This window comes from Streptacidiphilus sp. P02-A3a (assembly GCF_014084105.1).
In the GTDB taxonomy this organism is placed as follows: domain Bacteria; phylum Actinomycetota; class Actinomycetes; order Streptomycetales; family Streptomycetaceae; genus Streptacidiphilus.
This window is the reverse complement of the sequence record NZ_CP048289.1, coordinates 3951888-3970927: the sequence shown is the minus strand read 5'-3', so window position 1 is coordinate 3970927 and position 19040 is coordinate 3951888. Positions and strand designations below refer to the sequence as shown.

Below are 19040 nucleotides of genomic sequence, written 5' to 3'. Positions count from 1 at the left end.
AGCGCCGGCCGAACGGTTCGACGGACAGGTTGTCACTGCATTCCTAGTTCCTTGTCGATGAAGTCGAGGACCTCATCGGCGGTCGCCGCTTCGAGCATCCCGGCGGCCTCGTTCTCCTTCGGGAGGTCGTCGGCGCTGATCCACTTCGAAAGCAGGGTCTGCAAGCGGACGGTGACGTCCGCGCGAATGTCACTGCCCGCCGGAATGGCCGAGAGGAGGGAATCCAGTGCGTCGAGTTCGGTGAACACCGGCGGCGCCGCGTCCTCGTCCTGGTAGATCGAGGCCCGGATCTGGGCCGCCAGGACCGTCGACGTCGGATAGTCGAAGATGACGGTGGCGGGCAGCCGCTGCCCCGTGGCCGCGTTCAGCCGGTTCCGCAGCTCGACCGCGGTCAGCGAGTCGAAGCCGAGGTCCTTGAACGCCCGTCCGGCGGGGACCGACTCCAGTGACGGGTAGCCCAGCACCGCCGCGGCCTCGGTCCGGACCAGGTTCACCAGGATCCGGTCCTGCTCGGCCCGGGTGCGGCCGGACAGTTGCTCGGACAGGGCCGAAGCCCCCGCCGCCACGCCGTCCGAGTCGGCCGGACTCCGCCGCGCGTCCTGGACGTCGGGCAGGTCGCCGAGGAGCGGGCTGGGTCGCCGCAGGGTGAACACCTCGGCGAACCGGGACCAGTCGACGTCGGCGACGGTGACCACCCCGCCACCGGCGTCCACGACCGCCGCCAGGGCGTTGACGGCCCGGTCGGCGTCGAGGAAGCGCAGTCCCCGGGACTGGAGCGCGGCGACCGCGCCGTCGCTGTCGGCCATGCCGCCGCCGTCCCAGGGTCCCCAGGCGACCGAGGCCCCGGTCAGGCCGCGCGCCCGCCGCTGCTCGACCAGGGCGTCCAGGAAGGCGTTACCGGCCGCGTATCCGGGCTGGTGGCCGCTGCCCCAGGTGGACGAGATGGAGGAGAAGACCACGAACGCGGACAGGTCCAGCTCCGCCGTCAACTGGTCCAGCCACAGGGCGCCGCCGACCTTGGCGGTCATCACCTCGGCGACCCCGCCCAGGTCCGCCGCGTCGACCGCGACGGCCTCCGGCAACCCGGCGGCGTGGATCACCGCGCTCAGCCGGGGACCGCTGTCCGCGATCCGGTCCAGCAGCCCGGCGACCTCCGCGCGGGCCCCGATGTCGGCGGCCAGCACCGCCACCGCCGATCCGGCCGCCGCCAGGTCCGCCGCCAGCCGGGACACCCCGGCCGCGTTCGCGCCGGAGCGGCTGGTCAGCACGATCCGGTCGGCTCCGCGACCGGCGGCCCAGCGGGCCGCGCGGCCACCGAGCGCCCCGCTGCCGCCGGTCACCAGTACCGTGCCCTCCGGGGTCCACCGCTCGCCACGGCCCCGGGCCGGAGCCGGTCGGACGAGCCTGCGGGCCAGGATCCCGGCGCCCCGGATCGCCACCTGGTCCTCGCCACCGGCGCCGGTCCGATCCGGTGCCGACTGGGCCAGCACCGAGGCGAGCCGCGCGGCGGTCCGCGTGTCCAGGCCCTCCGGCAGGTCGATCAGGCCGCCCCAGCGGTCCGGGTGTTCCAGGCCGATCACCCGGCCCAGGCCCCAGACCTGGGCGGCCATCGGCGCGGTCGGCGCCTCGCCCGCCCCGGCCGCGACCGCGCCCCGGGTGAGCACCCACAGCGGCGCCGTGATCCCCAGGTCGCCCAGTGCCTGCACCAGGCCCAGCGTCCCGGCGGTACCGGCCGCGACCGCCGGGTACCGCTCCAGCGGCCGGGCCTCCAGGGCCAGCAGCGAGACGATCCCGGTGACAGCCGGGAGGCCGTCCAGCGCGTGGCTGATCCGGGCCGCGACCGACTTCCGGTCCGTCTCCCCGGCGCCGGTCCGCGCCAGCACCGCCTCGGCGCCGTGCGCGGTGAGGGCCCGCAGGTACTCGTCGGCCTCGGCGCCGCCGTCGGCGACCACCAGCCACAGCCCGGAGAGCGCGGCCGGGGCCGGATCGGCCACCGGCGTCCAGGAGACCGCGTACCGCCATCCGGCGGTGGCCGACTCCTCCCGCTCCCGGCGCCGCCAGGAGGTCAGCAGCGGCAGTACGCCGTCCAGTTGCCGCTGGTCGGGCGCGGCGAGGGTGTCGGCCAGCGCCTGGGCGTCGCCGCCCTCGACCGCCGCCCAGAACCGCCGCTCCTCGGCGCTCTCGGCGCCGCCGCTCGCCACCGCGTCCGCGCTGGGCCGCGGGTCGCGCAGCCACAGCCGCTCGTTGGCGAAGGCGTACGTCGGCAGGTCGACCCGCTGCCCGGTCGGCAGCACCGCCGCCCAGTCGACGCCGACGCCGTGCGCGTGCGCGCGGCTCAGCGCGGTCAGCAGCGCGCTCGGCGCGGCCGTGCCGGTGCGCTGGAGCGGGACGAACACCGGCTCGGCGTCGGCGCCGTCCAGCGCGGCCGGACCCATCGCCGACAGCGTCCCGTCCGGGCCGATCTCCAGGAACACCGAGAGGCCCTGCCCGGCCAGCGTGCCGACCGCGTCGGCGAAGCGGACGGCTCCGCGCGCCTGTGCGGTCCAGTAGTCCGCGCCCGGCTCGGTGACCGGTTCGCCGGTGAGTGCGCCGACCCAGCTCACGACGGGCGCGGCGTGCGTCAACTCCGCTGCTGTCGAACCGAGTTCGGCCAGCATCGGATCCATCAGGGCGGAGTGGAAGGCGTGGCTGACCCGCAGCCGCCGGACCCGTCGGCCCAGTCCCCGCCACAGTTCGAGCAGTGCCTCGACCGCCGCCTCGCCGCCGGAGACCACCACCGACGTCGGGCCGTTGACCGCCGCCAGCGACACCCCGGACGCCTCGTCCAGCATCGGCAGCAGCTCCGCCTCGGCGGCCTCGATCGCCGCCATCGCGCCACCCTCGGGCAGCGCCTCCATCAACCGGGCACGCACCGCGACCAGGCGGCTCGCGTCGGCCAGGGTGAGCACCCCGGCCGCGTGCGCGGCGGCGATCTCACCGACCGAGTGACCGGCCACCGCGTCCGGCACGATCCCGGCCGCCGCCAACACGGCCACCAGGCCGACCTCGACCGCGAACAGCCCGGTCTGCGCGAACACCGTCCGGTCCGCGCGCGGGTCGTCCGGATCCGGGCTGAGCACCACCTCCCGGACCGGCAGCCCGAGTTCCGCCTCCAGCAGCGCGCAGGCCCGGTCGAAGGCCGCCGCGAACACCGGCGACGCCGCGTACAGGCCACGTCCCATCCCGGCCCGCTGCGCCCCCTGACCGGCGAACAGGAAACCCACCCGGGGACGCCCGTCCGGCACCGTGCCGCCGACCACCCCGGCCGCCGACACGCCGGAGGCCACGGCTTCCAGCGCGGCCAGCAGTTCCTCCCGGTCGGTTCCGGTCACGACCACGCGCTGTTCGAACAGCGACCGGGTGGTCGCCAGCGACCAGCCCACGTCCACCGGCTCCAGGTCCGGCCGCGCGCCCAGGTGGGTGCTCAACCGCCGTGCCTGCGCGGCCAGTCCGGCGGAGTCGCGCCCGGACAGCAGCCACACCGGCGGCGGGTCGGCCAGTACCGCGGGACCGGCGGCGCCGTCGCCGCCGACCGGAGCCGCGACCGGGGCCGGGGCCTCCTCCAGGATGGTGTGCACGTTGGTGCCGCTCATCCCGAACGCCGACACGCCCGCGCGCCGGGGCCGGTCGCCGGTCGGCCAGGCCACGGCCCGGTCCAGCAGCCGCACCTCGCCCGACGCCCAGTCGATGTGCGGCGAGGGCTCGTCCACGTGCAGGGTGCGCGGCAGTTCCTGGTGCCGCAGCGCGAGCACCATCTTGATCACGGCGGCCATCCCGGCCGCGGCCTGCGGGTGCCCGAGGTTGGACTTGACCGAGCCGAGCCACAGCGGCTGCCCGTCCGGCCGGTCCTGGCCGTAGGTGGCGAGCAGGGCCTGCGCCTCGATCGGGTCGCCCAGGGTGGTACCGGTGCCGTGCGCCTCGACCGCGTCCACCTCGGACGCCGTCAGCCGCGCGTTGGCCAGCGCGGCCCGGATCACCCGCTGCTGCGAGGGGCCGTTCGGGGCGGTGAGCCCGTTGGACGCGCCGTCCTGGTTGACCGCGCTGCCGCGCACCACCGCCAGCACCGGGTGCCCGTTCCGCTGCGCGTCGGACAGCCGCTCCAGCACCAGCACACCCGCGCCCTCGGCCATCCCCATGCCGTCGGCGTCGGCGCCGAAGGCCTTGCAGCGGCCGTCCTTCGCCAGGCCCAGCTGGGTGTTGAAGCCGGTGAACATCACCGGCGTGGCCGCCACGAAGGCGCCCCCGGCCAGTGCCAGCGTGCACTCGCCCGAGCGCAGCGCCTGACCGGCGAGGTGCAGTGCCACCAGCGACGAGGAGCAGGCGGTGTCCACCGACACGGCCGGGCCCTCCAGGCCCAGCACGTACGACATCCGGCCGGACAGCACGCTGCTGGAGGTTCCGGTCAGCAGGTGGCCCTTGTCGCCGCCGGACTGCTGCTGCCGGTCCAGGCCGTAGCCGGACCAGGAGGCCCCGACGAACACCCCGGTCGCCGAGCCGCGCAGCCGCTCCGGGTCGATCCCGGCCCGCTCCAGCGCCTCCCACGAGGTCTGTAGCAGCAGCCGCTGCTGCGGGTCCATGGTCAGCCCCTCGCGCGGGCTGATCCCGAAGAACCCGGGGTCGAAGTCGCCCGCGTCGTAGAGGAATCCGCCGCGCGGGGCCTGCCCGGGCTCGCCCCCGGCCGCCTCGCGGATGGCGTCCAGGTCCCAGCCGCGGTCGGTCGGCAGGTCGGCGACCACGTCGGCGCCGTCGGCCAGCAGCTGCCAGAAGTCCTCGGGGGTGCGTACCCCGCCGGGGAAGCGGCAGCCGATACCGACGATCGCGATCGGCTCGTCGGTGGCGGTCGCGGTGACCACCGTCGTCTCGTCCCGGTCGCCCAGCAGCCGCGAGCGCAGGAACCCGGCCAGCGCCGCCGAGGTCGGGTAGTCGAAGACCAGGGTGGCCGGGAGCGAGGTCCCGGTGGCGGCGTTCAGCCGGTTGCGCAGGTCCACGGCGGTCAGCGAGTCGAAGCCGAGGTCCTTGAAGGCACGCCCGGCCGCCAGCGCGTCCGGGGAGGCGTGGCCGAGGACGACCGCCGCCTCGGTCCGCACCAGGTCGGTCAGCAGCCGCGTCTGCTCGGCCCGGTTCAGGCCGGTCAGCCGGTCGGTCAGTTCGACGCCGACGGCGGACCGCGGTTGACCGGCGCCGGTCGGCGCCGGGTCGCTCAGCGCCTGCCGGGCCTCCGGCAGGTCGCCGATCAGCGGGCTGGCCCGGTGCACGGTGAAGACCGGCGCGAACTGGGCCCAGTCGATGTCGGCGACGGTGATCGGGCCCTCGCCGTGGTCCAGCGCCTGGGCCAGCGCGCCGATCGCGAGTTCCGGGTCCATCTCCCGCAGGCCCAGCCGTTGCAGCAGTTCACCGGCGTGGCCCTCGGCCATGCCGCCGCCGCCCCACAGGCCCCAGGCCACCGAGGTACCGGCCTGGCCGTGCCCGCGCCGGTGTTCGACCAGGGCGTCCAGGAAGGCGTTGGCGGCGGCGTAGCCGCCGAGGTGGGCGCTGCCCCAGGTGGTCGCCCCGGAGGAGAAGGTGACGAACGCGTCCAGGTCCGCGGTGAGTTCGTGCAGGTGGGTGGCGCCGCCGACCTTGGCCGCCAGCGCGGCCGCCAGCGCGGGCGCGCCCAGGTCGGCCAGCGGGTCCCCGCCGCCGACCCCGGCCGCGTGGAACACCGAGCTGAGCGCGGGTCCGTCGGCGTCGATCCAGCCGACCAGGCCCGCCGCGTCGGCCCGGGCGCCGATGTCGGCCGCCAGTACCGCCACCGTGGTCCCGGAAAGCGCGAGTTCCGCCGCTGTCGCCGCGATCCCGGCCGCCGCCGGTCCGGACCGGCTCGACAGCACCACCCGGCGCGCGCCCCGGGCGGCGGCGAAGCGGGCCAGCCGCCCGCCGATCGCCCCGGTGCCGCCGGTCACCAGCACGCTGCCGCGCGGCGTCCAGGCGGTCGCGGCCCGGGTCGGGCGCGGTGCCCGGAGCAGCCGCCGGGCCAGCAGGCCGGTGCCGCTGAGGGCCAGTTGGTCCTCGCCGGTGGCGGCCAGCGCGGCGCAGAGCCGGTCGGCCGCGGCGGCGTCCAGCGTCTCCGGGAGGTCGAGCAGACCACCCCAGCGGTCCGGGTGCTCCAGCGCGGCGACCCGGCCCAGACCCCAGACCTGGGCCTGGGCCAGCCCGGCGGCGGTGGCCTCGGGGCCGACCGCCCCCGAGGTCAACACCCAGAGCGGAGCGGTCAGTTCGAGCTCGCCGAGGGCCTGGGTCAGGGCGACGGTGGCGGCCAGGCCGGTGGCCAGCACCGGGTGGTCCGGCAGCGGCGCCTGGTCGAGTGCCAGCAGCGACAGCACCCCGGCGATCGGCCGGGTGCCGACGGCTGCCCGCAGCCGCGCGGCGAGGGCGTCCCGGTCGGTCGTCCCGATCACCTCGGCGAGGACGACGTCCGCCCCGTGGCCGCCGAGGGCGGCGACGCAGTCGACGGCGCGGTCGGCGGCCACCGCGCCGGTGACCACCAGCCAGGTGCCGGTCAGCGTTGCCGGGCGGCGGTCGGCGACCGGCGTCCAGGCGATCCGGTACCGCCAGTCGGCCGTCAGCGAGCGGCCCCGCTCGCGGCGCCGCCAGGAGGTGAGGGCGGGCAGCACCTGCTCCAGGCGCTGTCCGTCCAGCGCCAGGGTCTCGGCCAGTCGGGCCACGTCGCCGTCGTCGACGGCGGCCCAGAACCGGTCCTCGGCCGGGTCGCCGACGCGCTGGGCGGCGGGGGCCGCCAGGATCCCGTCGACCCAGAACCGCTCCCGGGTGAAGGCGTACGTCGGCAGCTCCACCGGCTGCGCCGGGGTCAGCACCGAGCGCCAGTCCACCGGCAGGCCCTGGACGTGGAGTTCGGCCAGCGACCGCAGCAGCCGCTCGGCGCCGCCCTCGTCCCGGCGCAGCGTGCCGACGACCACCACCGGCGGCTCGTCGGCGTCCGCGGACTCGGCGGTCCGGTCGAGGGTGGCGCTGATCGCGGCGGTCAGCACCGGGTGCGGCGAGACCTCGACGAACACCGTGTGGCCGTCCTGGCGCAGCGTCTCCACCGCGTGGGAGAACAGCACCGATCCGCGCAGGCTGGCGTACCAGTACTCGGGCCCGGCGGCGGCGCCGTCGAGGGTCTCGCCGGTCAGCGAGGAGACCATCGGCACTGATCCGGGCCGGGGGGTGATCCCGTCCAGGGCGGCCAGGATCTCCTCGCGCAGCTCCTCCACCTGCGGTCCGTGCGAGGCGTAGTCGACCGGCAGCAGCCGGGTGCGGACGCCGGCGCGCTCGCAGTCGGCGGCGATCTCGGTCAGCGCGGCGACGTCCCCGGAGACCACGGTGGCCTCGGGTCCGTTGATCGCGGCCACCGAGACCCGGCCGTCCCAGGCGCCGATCCGCTCGGTGATCACGTGCGGCGGCTCGCCGATCGAGAGCATCCCGCCGCGTCCGGAGAGCGCGGTCAGCGAGCGGCTGCGCAGCGCCACCACCTGGGCGGCGTCCTCCAGGGTGAGGATCCCGGCCACCACGGCCGCCGCGATCTCGCCCTGTGAATGCCCGGCCACCGCGCCGGGATTGATCCCGGCGGCCTGCCAGACCGCCGCCAGCGACACCATGACCGCCCACAGCGCGGGCTGCACCACGTCGACCCGGTCCAGGCCCGGCGCCCCTTCGGCACCGGCCAGCACCTCGTCCAGGTCCCAGTCCACGTACGCCGACAGGGCCCGACCGCACTCGGCCAACCGAGCCGCGAACACCGGCGAGGCAGCGGCCAGCTCACGCCCCATGCCGACCCACTGCGAGCCCTGGCCCGGGAACACGAACACCACCGGGCTCACCGCTCCGGCGACCCCGGTGACCGCACCGGCGGTGGACTCCCCCGCCGCCAGTGCCGAGAGCCCGGCCAGCAGTTCGTCGCGGTCCGCGCCGAGCACGACCGCCCGGTGCTCGAAGGTGGACCGGGTGGTCGCCAGTGCCCAGGCGACCTGGTGCGGGTCGCGGGCGACGGCGGCCGGGTCCGCGTCCAGGTGCGCGGCCAGCCGGGCGGCCTGCGCCCGCAGCGCCTCCCGACTGCGGCCGGAGACCAGCCAGGGGGAGACCGGCCGGGGGGAGACCGGCCGGGCCGGGGCGGCGGCCAGCACCGGCAGCGCGTGGTCCGGCTGCTGGTCCTGGTCGTCGGGGCGGTCGGGGTCGGTGTCCGGGGCCTCTTCCAGGATCAGGTGGGCGTTGGTGCCGCTCATGCCGAAGGAGGACACGCCGGCCCGCCGGGGCCGGTCGGCGGTCGGCCAGGGCCGGGCCTCGGTCAGCAGCCGGACCTGTCCGGCGGTCCAGTCGATGTGCGGGGACGGCTGGGCGGCGTGCAGGGTGGGCGGCAGCAGCCGGTGCCGCAGTGCCAGCACCATCTTCATCACCCCGGCCACTCCGGCCGCCGACTGGGTGTGGCCGATGTTGGACTTCACCGAGCCCAGCCACAGCGGCCGTTCCTCGGGACGGTTCCGACCGTAGGTGGCGAGCAGCGCCTGGGCCTCGATCGGGTCGCCCAGGGTGGTGCCGGTGCCGTGCGCCTCGACCGCGTCCACGTCGGACGTGGACAGTCGGGCGCTGGCCAGGGCCGCGCGGATCACCCGCTGCTGCGAGGGGCCGTTGGGCGCGGTCAGGCCGTTCGACGCGCCGTCCTGGTTGACCGCGCTGCCGCGCACCACGGCCAGTACCTGGTGGCCGTTGCGCTGGGCGTCGGACAGCCGCTCCAGCAGCAGCATGCCCGCGCCCTCGGCCCAGCCGGTGCCGTCCGCGTCGGCGCCGAAGGCCTTGCAGCGGCCGTCCGAGGCCAGGCCCTGCTGCCGGGAGAACTCGGAGAACCCGGTCGGCACCGCCATCACGGTGACGCCGCCGGCCAGCGCCAGCGAGCACTCGCCGGAGCGCAGGGCCTGCGCCGCCAGGTGCAGTGCCACCAGCGAGGAGGAGCAGGCCGTGTCCACGGTCACCGCGGGCCCTTCCAGGCCCAGCGTGTAGGAGACCCGGCCGGAGATGACGCTGGCGGCCATCCCGGTCAGCTGGTAGCCCTCCAGGCCGCTGTCGGCGGCGCCGACGCCGTAGCCGGAGAAGCCCGCTCCGGCGAAGACGCCGGTGTCGCTGCCGCGCAGCGAGCGCGGGTCGATCCCGGCCCGCTCCAGCGCCTCCCAGGAGGTCTCCAGCAGGACCCGCTGCTGCGGGTCCATCGCCAGCGCCTCGCGCGGGTTGATGCCGAAGAAGCCGGGGTCGAAGTCGGCCGCGTCGTGCAGGAAGCCGCCCGCGCGGGTGTGCGAGGTACCGGCCCGCTCCGGGTCGGCGTCGAACAGGCTGTCCAGGTCCCAACCGCGGTCCACCGGGAACGCGGAGACCGCGTCGGTGCTGGTGGCCAGCAGCTCCCAGAACTGCTCGGGGCTGCGTACGTCGCCGGGGAAGCGGCAGGCCATGCCGACGATCGCGATCGGGTCGCCGGAGACCGCGAGCGGACCGCGTCCCGGTTCCGGCACACCGGCGTCGCCGAGCAGTTCGGCGCGCAGGTGCTCGGCCAGGGCGCGCGGGGTCGGGTAGTCGAACACCAGGGTCGCGGGCAGGCTCAGGCCGCTGCGGCCGGTCAGCCGGTTGCGCAGTTCCACGGCGGTCAGCGAGTCGAAGCCGACCTCGCCGAACACCCGGTCGGCGTCGATCGCGGTGGCCGACGCGTGGCCGAGCACCGTCGCCGCCTCGGTCCGGACCAGGTCGGTCAGGGTCTGCTCCTGGGCCTCCCGGCCCAGGCCCGCGAGCTGCCGGGTCAGGTCGGTGCCGCCCTGGGGCTGCCCGGCCGCCTCGGCGGCCGGGAGCGCCCGGACCTCGGGCAGGTCGCGGACCAGCGGGAGCCGCCGCAGCTCGGCCATCCGGGCGAGCGCCTCGGTCCAGTCCAGGTCCATCACGGTGAGCACGCCACCGGCGCCGGTGTCGTCGACGGCCTGGCCGAGCACCCGCAGGGCCAGTTCCGGCGGCATCGCCCGGAGCAGGCCCCGGTCCAGCCGCTGCCGGGCCGCGTCGCCCGCCTGCGCCATCCCGCCTCCGGCCCACGGGCCCCAGGCCAGCGCGGTGCCGGGCAGGCCGCGGCCACGGCGGTGCTGCGCCAGCGCGTCCAGGTAGGCGTTGGCGGCGGCGTAGTTGCCCTGCCCGCCGCCGCCGAAGGTCCCGGCGGAGGAGGAGAACAGCACGAACGCGTCCAGCTCCAGGCCTTCGGTCAGCTCGTCCAGCAGGGCCGCGCCGCCCGCCTTCGCGGCCAGCACCCCGGCCAGCCGCGCGGCGTCCAGCCGGTCCAGCACCCCGTCGTCGACCACTCCGGCGGTGTGCACCACCGTCCGCAGCGCCGGGCCCTCGGCCGCGATCGCGGCCAGCAGCCCGGCCACGTCCGCCCGTTCGGCGACGTCGGCGGCCAGCACCAGCGCGGTGCTGCCGGACTCGGCCAGTTCCGCCGCGAGTCGGGCGGCGCCGGGGGCGAGCGCGCCGGAGCGGCTGGAGAGCACCACCCGCTCGGTGCCGCGCTCGGCCAGCCAGCGGGCCACCCGGGCGCCGATCGCGCCGGTACCGCCGGTCACCAGCGCCGTGCCCCGGTCGGCCCGGCGCTCCCCGGCGGCCGGTGCGGGCACGGCCCGGACCAGTCGGCGGCCGAGCACTCCGGCGTCCCGGATCGCGGCCTGGTCCTCGCCGCAGCCCGCCAGTACCGCCGCCAGCCGGGCGCCGACCCGCTCGTCCCAGTGCGGCGGCAGGTCGACCAGACCGCCCCAGCGGTCCGGGTGTTCCAGGGCGGCGACCTGGCCCAGGCCCCAGACCTGGGCCTGGACCGGGGCCGCCGGCGGCTCGGCCGGGGCGGCGGCGACCGCGCCCCGGGTGAGCACCCACAGCGGCGCGGTGACCCCGGCGTCGCCCAGCGCCTGCACCAGGCCCAGCGTCGCGGCGAGCCCGGTCGGGACCGGGTCGAGCCCGGGCAGCGGTGTCTCGGCGAGCGCCAGCAGCGACAGCACGCCGCTGACGCCGTCGGCCGCCGCCGCGCCGATCCGGGCCGCGATCGCGTCGCGGCCCGCACCGTCGGGGTCCGGGACGTCCAGCTCGACCAGGACCGGTCGCGCGCCCCGGGCGGTCAGCGCCCGGGCGCAGTCCTCGGCCGTCGCGGCGTCGGCGGAGCCGCTGACCAGCAGCCAGGTTCCGGAGAGCCGGACCGGGGAGGGTTCGGGCACCGGTACCCAGGAGGTCCGGTAGCGCCAGTGGGCGGTCGCCGACTCGTCCCGCTCGCGCCGCCGCCAGGCGCTCAGGCTGGGCAGCACCGCGCCCAGCCGGTCGGTGTCGGCCAGCTCCAGCGTGTCGGCCAGGGCGGTCAGGTCGCCGCCCTCGACCGCGGCCCAGAACCGGGCCTCGGCCGCGGATCCGCCGCCACCGGCGGCGACCGCGCCGGGCCGCATCGCCTGCGGGCCGCCGGGCCAGTAGTACTGCCGCTGGAAGGCGTAGGTCGGCAGCTCCACCGGCTGCCCGACCGGCAGCACGGCCGCCCAGTCGACGCCGACGCCGTGCACGTGCGCCCGGGCCAGCGCGGTCAGCAGCGACTCGGCGGCCGGGCCCTGCCCGCGCAGCAGCGGGACGAACCCGGCGCCGGGGCGCTGCTCGGCCGCCGCCAGGACGGCCGCGCCCATTCCGGACAGGGTGGCGTCCGGGCCGATCTCGATGAACACCGTGATGCCCTGGTCGGCCAGGGTGGTGACGGCGTCGGCGTAGCGGACCGGCTGCCGTGCCTGCCGGACCCAGTAGTCCGCCTCCGGGACCTCGACCACCTCGCCGGTCAGCGCCCCGACCCAGGTCAGCGTGGGCGCCATCAGCTCCACCGCGGCCGCCGCCCGGCCGAGTTCGTCCAGCACCGGCTCCATCCGGGCCGAGTGGAAGGCGTGGCTGACCCGCAGCCGCCGGACCCGTCGGCCCTGCTCCCGCCAGCTCCGGACCAGCTCGTCGACGGCGGTCTCGTCGCCCGAGACCACCACCGAGGACGGGCCGTTGACGGCCGCCACCGACACCCCGGACGCCTGGTCCAGCGTCGCCAGCAGCTCGGCCTCGGACACCGCGAGGGCGGCCATCGCGCCGCCCTCGGGCAGCGCCTGCATCAGCCGGGCCCGGGCGCCGACCAGGCGGCAGGCGTCCTCCAGGGTCAGCACCCCGGCCGTGTAGGCCGCCGCGAACTCGCCGACCGAGTGACCGGCGACCGCCTCCGGCGCCACCCCGGCCGCCGCCAGCAGCGCCACCAGCGCCACCTCCACCGCGAACAGCCCGGCCTGGGCGTACCCGGTCAGGTCGGCGCGGGCGTCGGTGCCGTCACCGAGGACGACCTCGCGTACCGGCAGTCCGACCTCGGGCTCCAGCAGCGCGCACACCTGGTCGAAGGCCGCCGCGAACACCTCCGAGGCGGCGTACAGCTCGCGGCCCATCCCGGCCCGCTGGGCGCCCTGACCGGCGAAGACGAAGCCGATCCGGGGGGATCCGGCCGCCGCCACGCCGCTGACCACGGTGTTCGCGGTCGCACCGGCCGCCACCGCGCGCAGCCCGGCGAGCAGTTCCGCCCGGTCGGCGCCGGTGACCACGGCCCGGTGCTCGAACAGCGACCGGTCCCTCGCCAGCGACCAGCCCGCGTCCACCGGCGCCACGGCCGGACGGTCGGTCAGGAAGGCGGCCAGCCGGTCCGCCTGCGCGGCCAGCGCGTCGGCGGTGCGGGCGGAGACCAGCAGCGCCGGGCCGGTCCGCAGCGCGGCCGGGCCGGACTCCTCGGCGACCGGCGCCGGTTCGGGCTCCGGGGCCTCCTCGACGATCACGTGGGCGTTGGTGCCGCTGATCCCGAACGCCGACACGCCCGCCCGCCGGGGGCGGTCGCCGGTGGGCCACGGCACCGGCTCGGTCAGCAGCCGCAGCCCGGACGCCGACCAGTCCACGTGCGGTGAGGGCTGCGCCGAGTGGAGCGTCCTGGGCAGTTGCCGGTGCTGGAGCGCCAGCACCATCTTCATCACGCCGACCACCCCGGCGGCGGCCTGGGCGTGACCGATGTTGGACTTCACCGAGCCCAGCCAGAGCGGACGTTCGGCGTCGCGCCGCTGTCCGTAGACGGCTGCCAGGGCCTGGGCCTCGATCGGGTCGCCGAGCACCGTGCCGGTGCCGTGCGCCTCGACCGCGTCCACGTCGTCCGGGGTGAGCCCGGCGTTGGCCAGCGCGGCCCGGATCACCCGCTGCTGCGAGGGGCCGTTGGGGGCGGTCAGACCGTTCGAGGCGCCGTCCTGGTTCACCGCCGTGCCGCGGATCACGGCCAGCACCGGGTGCCCGTTGGCGCGGGCGTCGGAGAGCCGTTCCAGCACGATCATGCCCGCGCCCTCGGCCATGCCCATGCCGTCGGCGTCGGCCGAGAAGGACTTGCAGCGGCCGTTCCCGGCCAGGCCGCGCTGCTTGGAGAAGCCGACCAGCTCGGCCGGGGTCGCCATCACGGTCACGCCGCCCGCCAGCGCCAGTCGGCACTCGCCCGAGTGCAGCGCCTGGGCCGCCAGGTGCAGCGCCACCAGCGACGAGGAGCAGGCCGTGTCCACGGTCAGCGACGGGCCCTCAAGGCCCAGGGTGTAGGAGATCCGGCCGCTGATGACGCTGCCGGCGTTGCCGGTGACCATGTGGCCTTCGAGTCCGGCCGTGCCCTCCGGGGCGAGTTGCAGCCCGACCGCGTAGCCGGAGCCGTAGCCCCCGGCGAAGACGCCGGTGGCCGAGCCGCGCAGCGAGCGCGGGTCGATCCCGGCGCGCTCCAGCGCCTCCCAGGAGGTCTCCAGCAGCAGCCGCTGCTGCGGGTCCATCGCCAGCGCCTCACGCGGGCTGATGCCGAAGAACCCGGCGTCGAACTCCCCGGCCTGGTGCAGGAATCCACCGGCCCGGACGTACGCCGTACCGGGGTGGTCGGGGTCCGGGTCGAACAGGTGGTCCAGGTCCCAGCCGCGGTTCAGCGGGATCCCGGAGATCCCGTCGCCGCCGGAGGCCAGCAGCTGCCAGAGGCTGTCCGGGCCGGTGACCCCGCCCGGGTAGCGTCCGGCCATGCCGACGACGGCGATCGGCTCGTCGTCCGCCGCCGACGCGGTGGTGACCGCCGCCACCGCCGCCAGGTCGCCCAGCAGTTCGGTGCGCAGGTGACCGGCGAGCACCAGCGGCGTCGGGTAGTCGAACAGCAGCGTGGCGGACAGCCGCAGCCCGGTGGCCGAGCTGAGCTGGTTGCGCAGTTCGACCGCGGTGAGCGAGTCGAAGCCCAGGTCGCTGAAGGCCCGGGCGGCGTCGACCGCCTCCACCGAGGCGTAGTTGAGCACGGCGGCGGCCTCGGCCCGGATCAGGTCGACCAGCAGCCGGTCCTGCTCGGCCCGCGCCAGCCCGGCGATCCGCTGCGCCAACTCGCCGTCGGCGCGCCGGATCCCGTCACCCGCCGGACCGGCTTCGGCCGCCCCGCCGCCCGGCAGCCGCCCGATCGGAGCCAGCCGACGGATCTGCGGCAGGTCCCGGACGAAGGGGACGGTGTGCAGGTCGGCCATGCCGGGGACGCCGGACATCTGCGACCAGTCCACGTCCATCACGGTCAGCGCGGTGTCGTCGCCGTCGATGGCCTCGGCCAGCGCCCGCACGGCGAGCGCCGGGTCCATCAGCACCTCCCACCGGTTCCGGCTGAGCCGGGCGATGGTGACCTCGCTGGCCTGGGCGACGCCGCCGCCGGCCCACGGGCCCCAGGCCACCGACAGCGCGGTCCGGCCACGGCCGCGGCGGTGCTGCGCCAGCGCGTCCAGGTAGGCGTTGGCGGCGGCGTAGTTGCCCTGGCCGCCGCCGCCGAAGGTCGCGGCGGCGGAGGAGAACAGCACGAACGCGTCCAGGTCGAGCTCCGCCGTCAGCTCGTCCAGCAGCCCGGCACTGGTGGCCTTGGCGGCCAGCACCGAGGCCAGCCGCTGCTGGTCGAGCCGGTCCAGCACGCCGTTGTCGACCACCCCGGCGGTGTGCATCACCGACGTCAGCGGCGAGCCGGTGGCCGCGATCCGGCCCAGCAGGGCGCCGAGGTCCGCGCGCCGTCCGACGTCACCGGCCAGCACCGCGACCGAGGTACCGGCGGTGGCCAGCTCGGCGGCCAGCGCCGCCGCTCCGGCCGCGCCCGCGCCGGAGCGGCTGGTCAGCACCACCCGGTCGGCGCCGCGCCCGGCCAGCCAGCGGGCCACGTGCCCGCCGATCGCGCCGGTGCCGCCGGTGATCAGCACGGTGCCGCCGGGACGCCAGCGCGCGCCGCCGTCCGGCGGCAGCGGGGCCTGCACCAGGCGGCGGCCGAGGATCCCGCCGGGGCGCAGCGCCGTCTGGTCCTCGCCCAGCCCGCCGCCGAGGAGCGCGCACAGCCGGTCCCCGGCCCGCTCGTCCAGCTGGTCCGGCAGGTCGACCAGGCCGCCCCAGCGGTCCCGGTGCTCCAGGCCGGCGACCCGGCCCAGGGCCCAGATCTGCCCCTGCACCGGCGCGGTCAGCAGGTCGGCCGGGGCCGCCGCGACCGCGCCCCGGGTCAGCACCCACAGCGGGGCGCCGATTCCGGCGTCGCCCAGCCCCTGGATCAGCGCCAGTGTCCCGGCGACGCCGAGGGCGACGTCGGGGAGCTCCGGGTGCGGGGTCTCGTCCAGGGCCAGCAGCGAGACCACTCCGGCGACCTGGGCCGACGGCAGCGTGGCCGCGACCGCCTCCCGCCCGGTCCCGCCGACGGTGACCTGGACCACGTCGGCCCCGTGCCCGGCCAGCAGTCGCCGGATGGTCTCAGTCAAGTCACGGTCGGTACCGGCCTGTCGGGGGCCGGTGACCAGCAGCCAGCTGCCGGACAGTCGGCCGGGGGCCGGGTCGGCCAGCGGCGCCCAGGAGACCCGGTACCGCCAGGACTCGGTGGCGAACCGTTCCCGCTCCCGTCGGCGCCAGGAGGCCAGCGCGGGCAGCACCTCGTCCAGCGGCTGCTCCTCGACGGCCAGCAGGCCGGAGAGCTCGCGCAGGTCGGAGCTCTCGACGGCGGCCCAGAACCGGGCCTCGGTCTCGCTCTGCGCCTCGCCCAACGCCGGGGCGGCGTCGGGGGCGGCCGGGGACAGCCAGTACTGCTGCCGCTGGAAGGCGTAGGTGGGCAGTTCGACCGGCACACCGGCCGGGAGCACCGCCGCCCAGTCGACGGCCAGGCCGCGCACGTGCGCCCGGGCCAGCGCGGACAGGAACCGCCGGGCTCCGGCGTCCTCCCGCTCCAGGGTTCCGGTGACCAGCGGGGCGTCGGCGATCCCGGCCTCCTCCAGGGTCTCCTCGATCGCGGCGGTGAGCACCGGGTGCGGGGACACCTCCAGGAAGCTGCGGTATCCGGCCCGGGCCAGGGCCGCCACGGCGTCCTGGAAGCGGACCCGCTCGCGGAGGTTGGCGTACCAGTACCCGGCGTCCAGCTCCGGGCCGTCCTGACGCTGACCGGTCACCGTCGAGAACAGCGGTATCCGGCCGGTCGTCGGGGCGATTCCGGCGAGGTCCCGGGCCAGTTCCCCGACCAGCCCCTCGACCCGGGCCGAGTGGGCGACGAAGTCCATCTGCGGGATCCGCCAGCGCAGCACCCGGCGGGCGGACAGCAGCCGCTCGAACTCGTCCAGCGCGTCCAGGTCGCCGGAGACCACGGTCGTCGCCGGGCCGTTCACGGCCGCGACCGAGAGCCGGTCGGCCCAGGAGGCGTCGCTCGCCAGCAGTTCCTCGACCGGGGCGACCGGCATCACCACCGAGATCATCCCGGCGACGGCGGCCAGCCGGGACAGGCCCCGGCTGCGCACCGCGACCACCCGGGCGGCGTCCTCCAGGGTCAGGATCCCGGCCACGCAGGCCGCCGCGATCTCGCCCTGGCTGTGGCCGACGACGGCGTCCGGGAGCACCCCGGCCGCCTCCCACATCGCGGCCAGCGACACCATCACCGCCCACAGCACCGGCTGCACCACGTCGGCCGTGTCCAGCCCGGGTGCCCCCTCGCGGCCGAGCAGGACGTCCTCAAGTACCCAGTCCACGTGCGGTTCCAGCGCCCGTGCGCACTGCCCGAGCCGGTCCGCGAACACCGGGGAGGCGGTCAGCATCTCCCGGCCCATGCCGACCCACTGGGTGCCCTGGCCGGGGAAGACGAAGACCTTCTTGCCGACCCGGGAGGTGACCCCGGAGACCACCGCCGGACTGCGTCCGCCGACGGTCAACGCGTCCAGCCCGGCGGCCAGTTCGGCGCGGTCGGCGCCGAGCACGGCGGCCCGGTACTCGAACGCGGACCGGGTGGTCGCCAGCGACCGGGCGACGTCCGCCGGGTCCTGCTCCGGGTGCTCCCCGGCGAACGCGGCCAGCCGCCGCGCCTGCGCGGTCAGCCCGGCCTCCGAGCGGCTGGAGAGCAGCCACAGCGGCGGCGCGTCGGACAGCAGCGCCGGTGCGGGCTGCGGCAGTTCGGCCGCCTGCTGCGGGGCCTCGGCGTCGGCGTCCGGCTCGGACTGCGGATCGGTCTCGGTCTCGGCCGTCGGGGCCTCGGCGAGGATCACGTGCACGTTGGTGCCGCTCATGCCGAAACCGGACACACCGGCCCGGCGTGGCCGGTCGCCCGGCTCCCAGGGCGTCGCCTCGGTCAGCAGCCGGACCTGCCCGGCGGACCAGTCGATGTGCGGCGAGGGCCGGTCGGCGTGCAGGGTGCGCGGCAGCAGGTTGTGCTGTATGGCCAGCACCATCTTGATCACCCCGGCCATTCCGGCCGCCTGCTGCGGGTGGCCGAGGTTGGCCTTGATCGAGCCGAGCAGCAACGGCCGTCCCTCGGGCCGCTCCTGGCCGTAGGTCGCCAGCAGCGCCTGGGCCTCGATCGGGTCACCCAGGGCGGTGCCGGTGCCGTGCGCCTCGACCGCGTCGATGTCGGCCGCGGACAGCCGGGCGTTGGCCAGCGCGGCCCGGATCACCCGCTGCTGGGCGGGGCCGTTGGGGGCGGTCAGGCCGTTGGAGGCGCCGTCCTGGTTCATCGCGCTGCCGCGCACCACCGCCAGTACCCGGTGCCCGTTGCGCCGGGCGTCGGACAGCCGTTCCACCACGATGACGCCGGAGCCCTCGGCCACGCCCATGCCGTCGGCGCCGTCGCCGAAGGCCTTGCAGCGGCCGTCCGGGGCCAGCCCCAGCTGGGCGCTGAAGTCGGTGAACATGACCGGGGTCGAGGCCACGAAGACGCCGCCGACCAGGGCCAGCGAGCACTCCTGCGCCCGCAGCGCGCGGGCGGCCAGGTGCAGTGAGACCAGCGCCGAGGAGCAGGCGGTGTCGACGGTGACCGCGGGTCCCTCCAGGCCCAGGGTGTAGGCGATCCGGCCGGACAGCACGCTGCTCGCGGTGCCGGTGACCAGGTGGCCCTCCAACTCGGCCTGCGGGCCCATCCCCCAGCCGTATCCGGTGGACGAGGCTCCGGCGAAGACGCCGGTGGCCGAGCCGCGCAGCGACAGCGGATCGATGCCGGAGCGCTCCAGCGCCTCCCAGGCGACCTCCAGCAGCATCCGCTGCTGCGGGTCCATGGCCACCGCCTCGCGCGGGCTGATGCCGAAGAAGCCCGGGTCGAACTCCCCGGCGCCGTCCACGAATCCACCGGCCCGCACGTGCGAGGTGCCCTCGGCTCCCGGTCCGGTGCCGAGCAGTTCCTCCAGGTCCCAGCCGCGGTCCTGGGGGAACCCGGAGATCGCGTCGACTCCCCCGGCCAGCAGCTGCCACAGGTCCTGCGGGCTGCGGACCCCGCCGGGGAAACGGCAGCCCATGCCGACGATGGCGATCGGCTCGTCGGCGGCGGCCTCGATCTCACTGAGCCGTTGCCGGGTCTCGTGGAGGTTGGCCGTTACCCGCCGAAGGAAATAGCGGAGCTTGTCGTCATCGCTCACCTGCGGAACCTCATATTTCCGAAGCTA

General features: G+C 76.6%; 1 protein-coding gene. It reads right to left on the bottom strand.

The annotated features are described in order from the left end of the window. Window positions 1-32 precede the first annotated feature (32 nt). A complete protein-coding gene (locus GXP74_RS17795) occupies window positions 33-19013 on the bottom strand; it encodes a type I polyketide synthase (protein ID WP_182452449.1) in 18981 nt (6326 codons plus the stop codon). Window positions 19014-19040 lie beyond the last annotated feature (27 nt).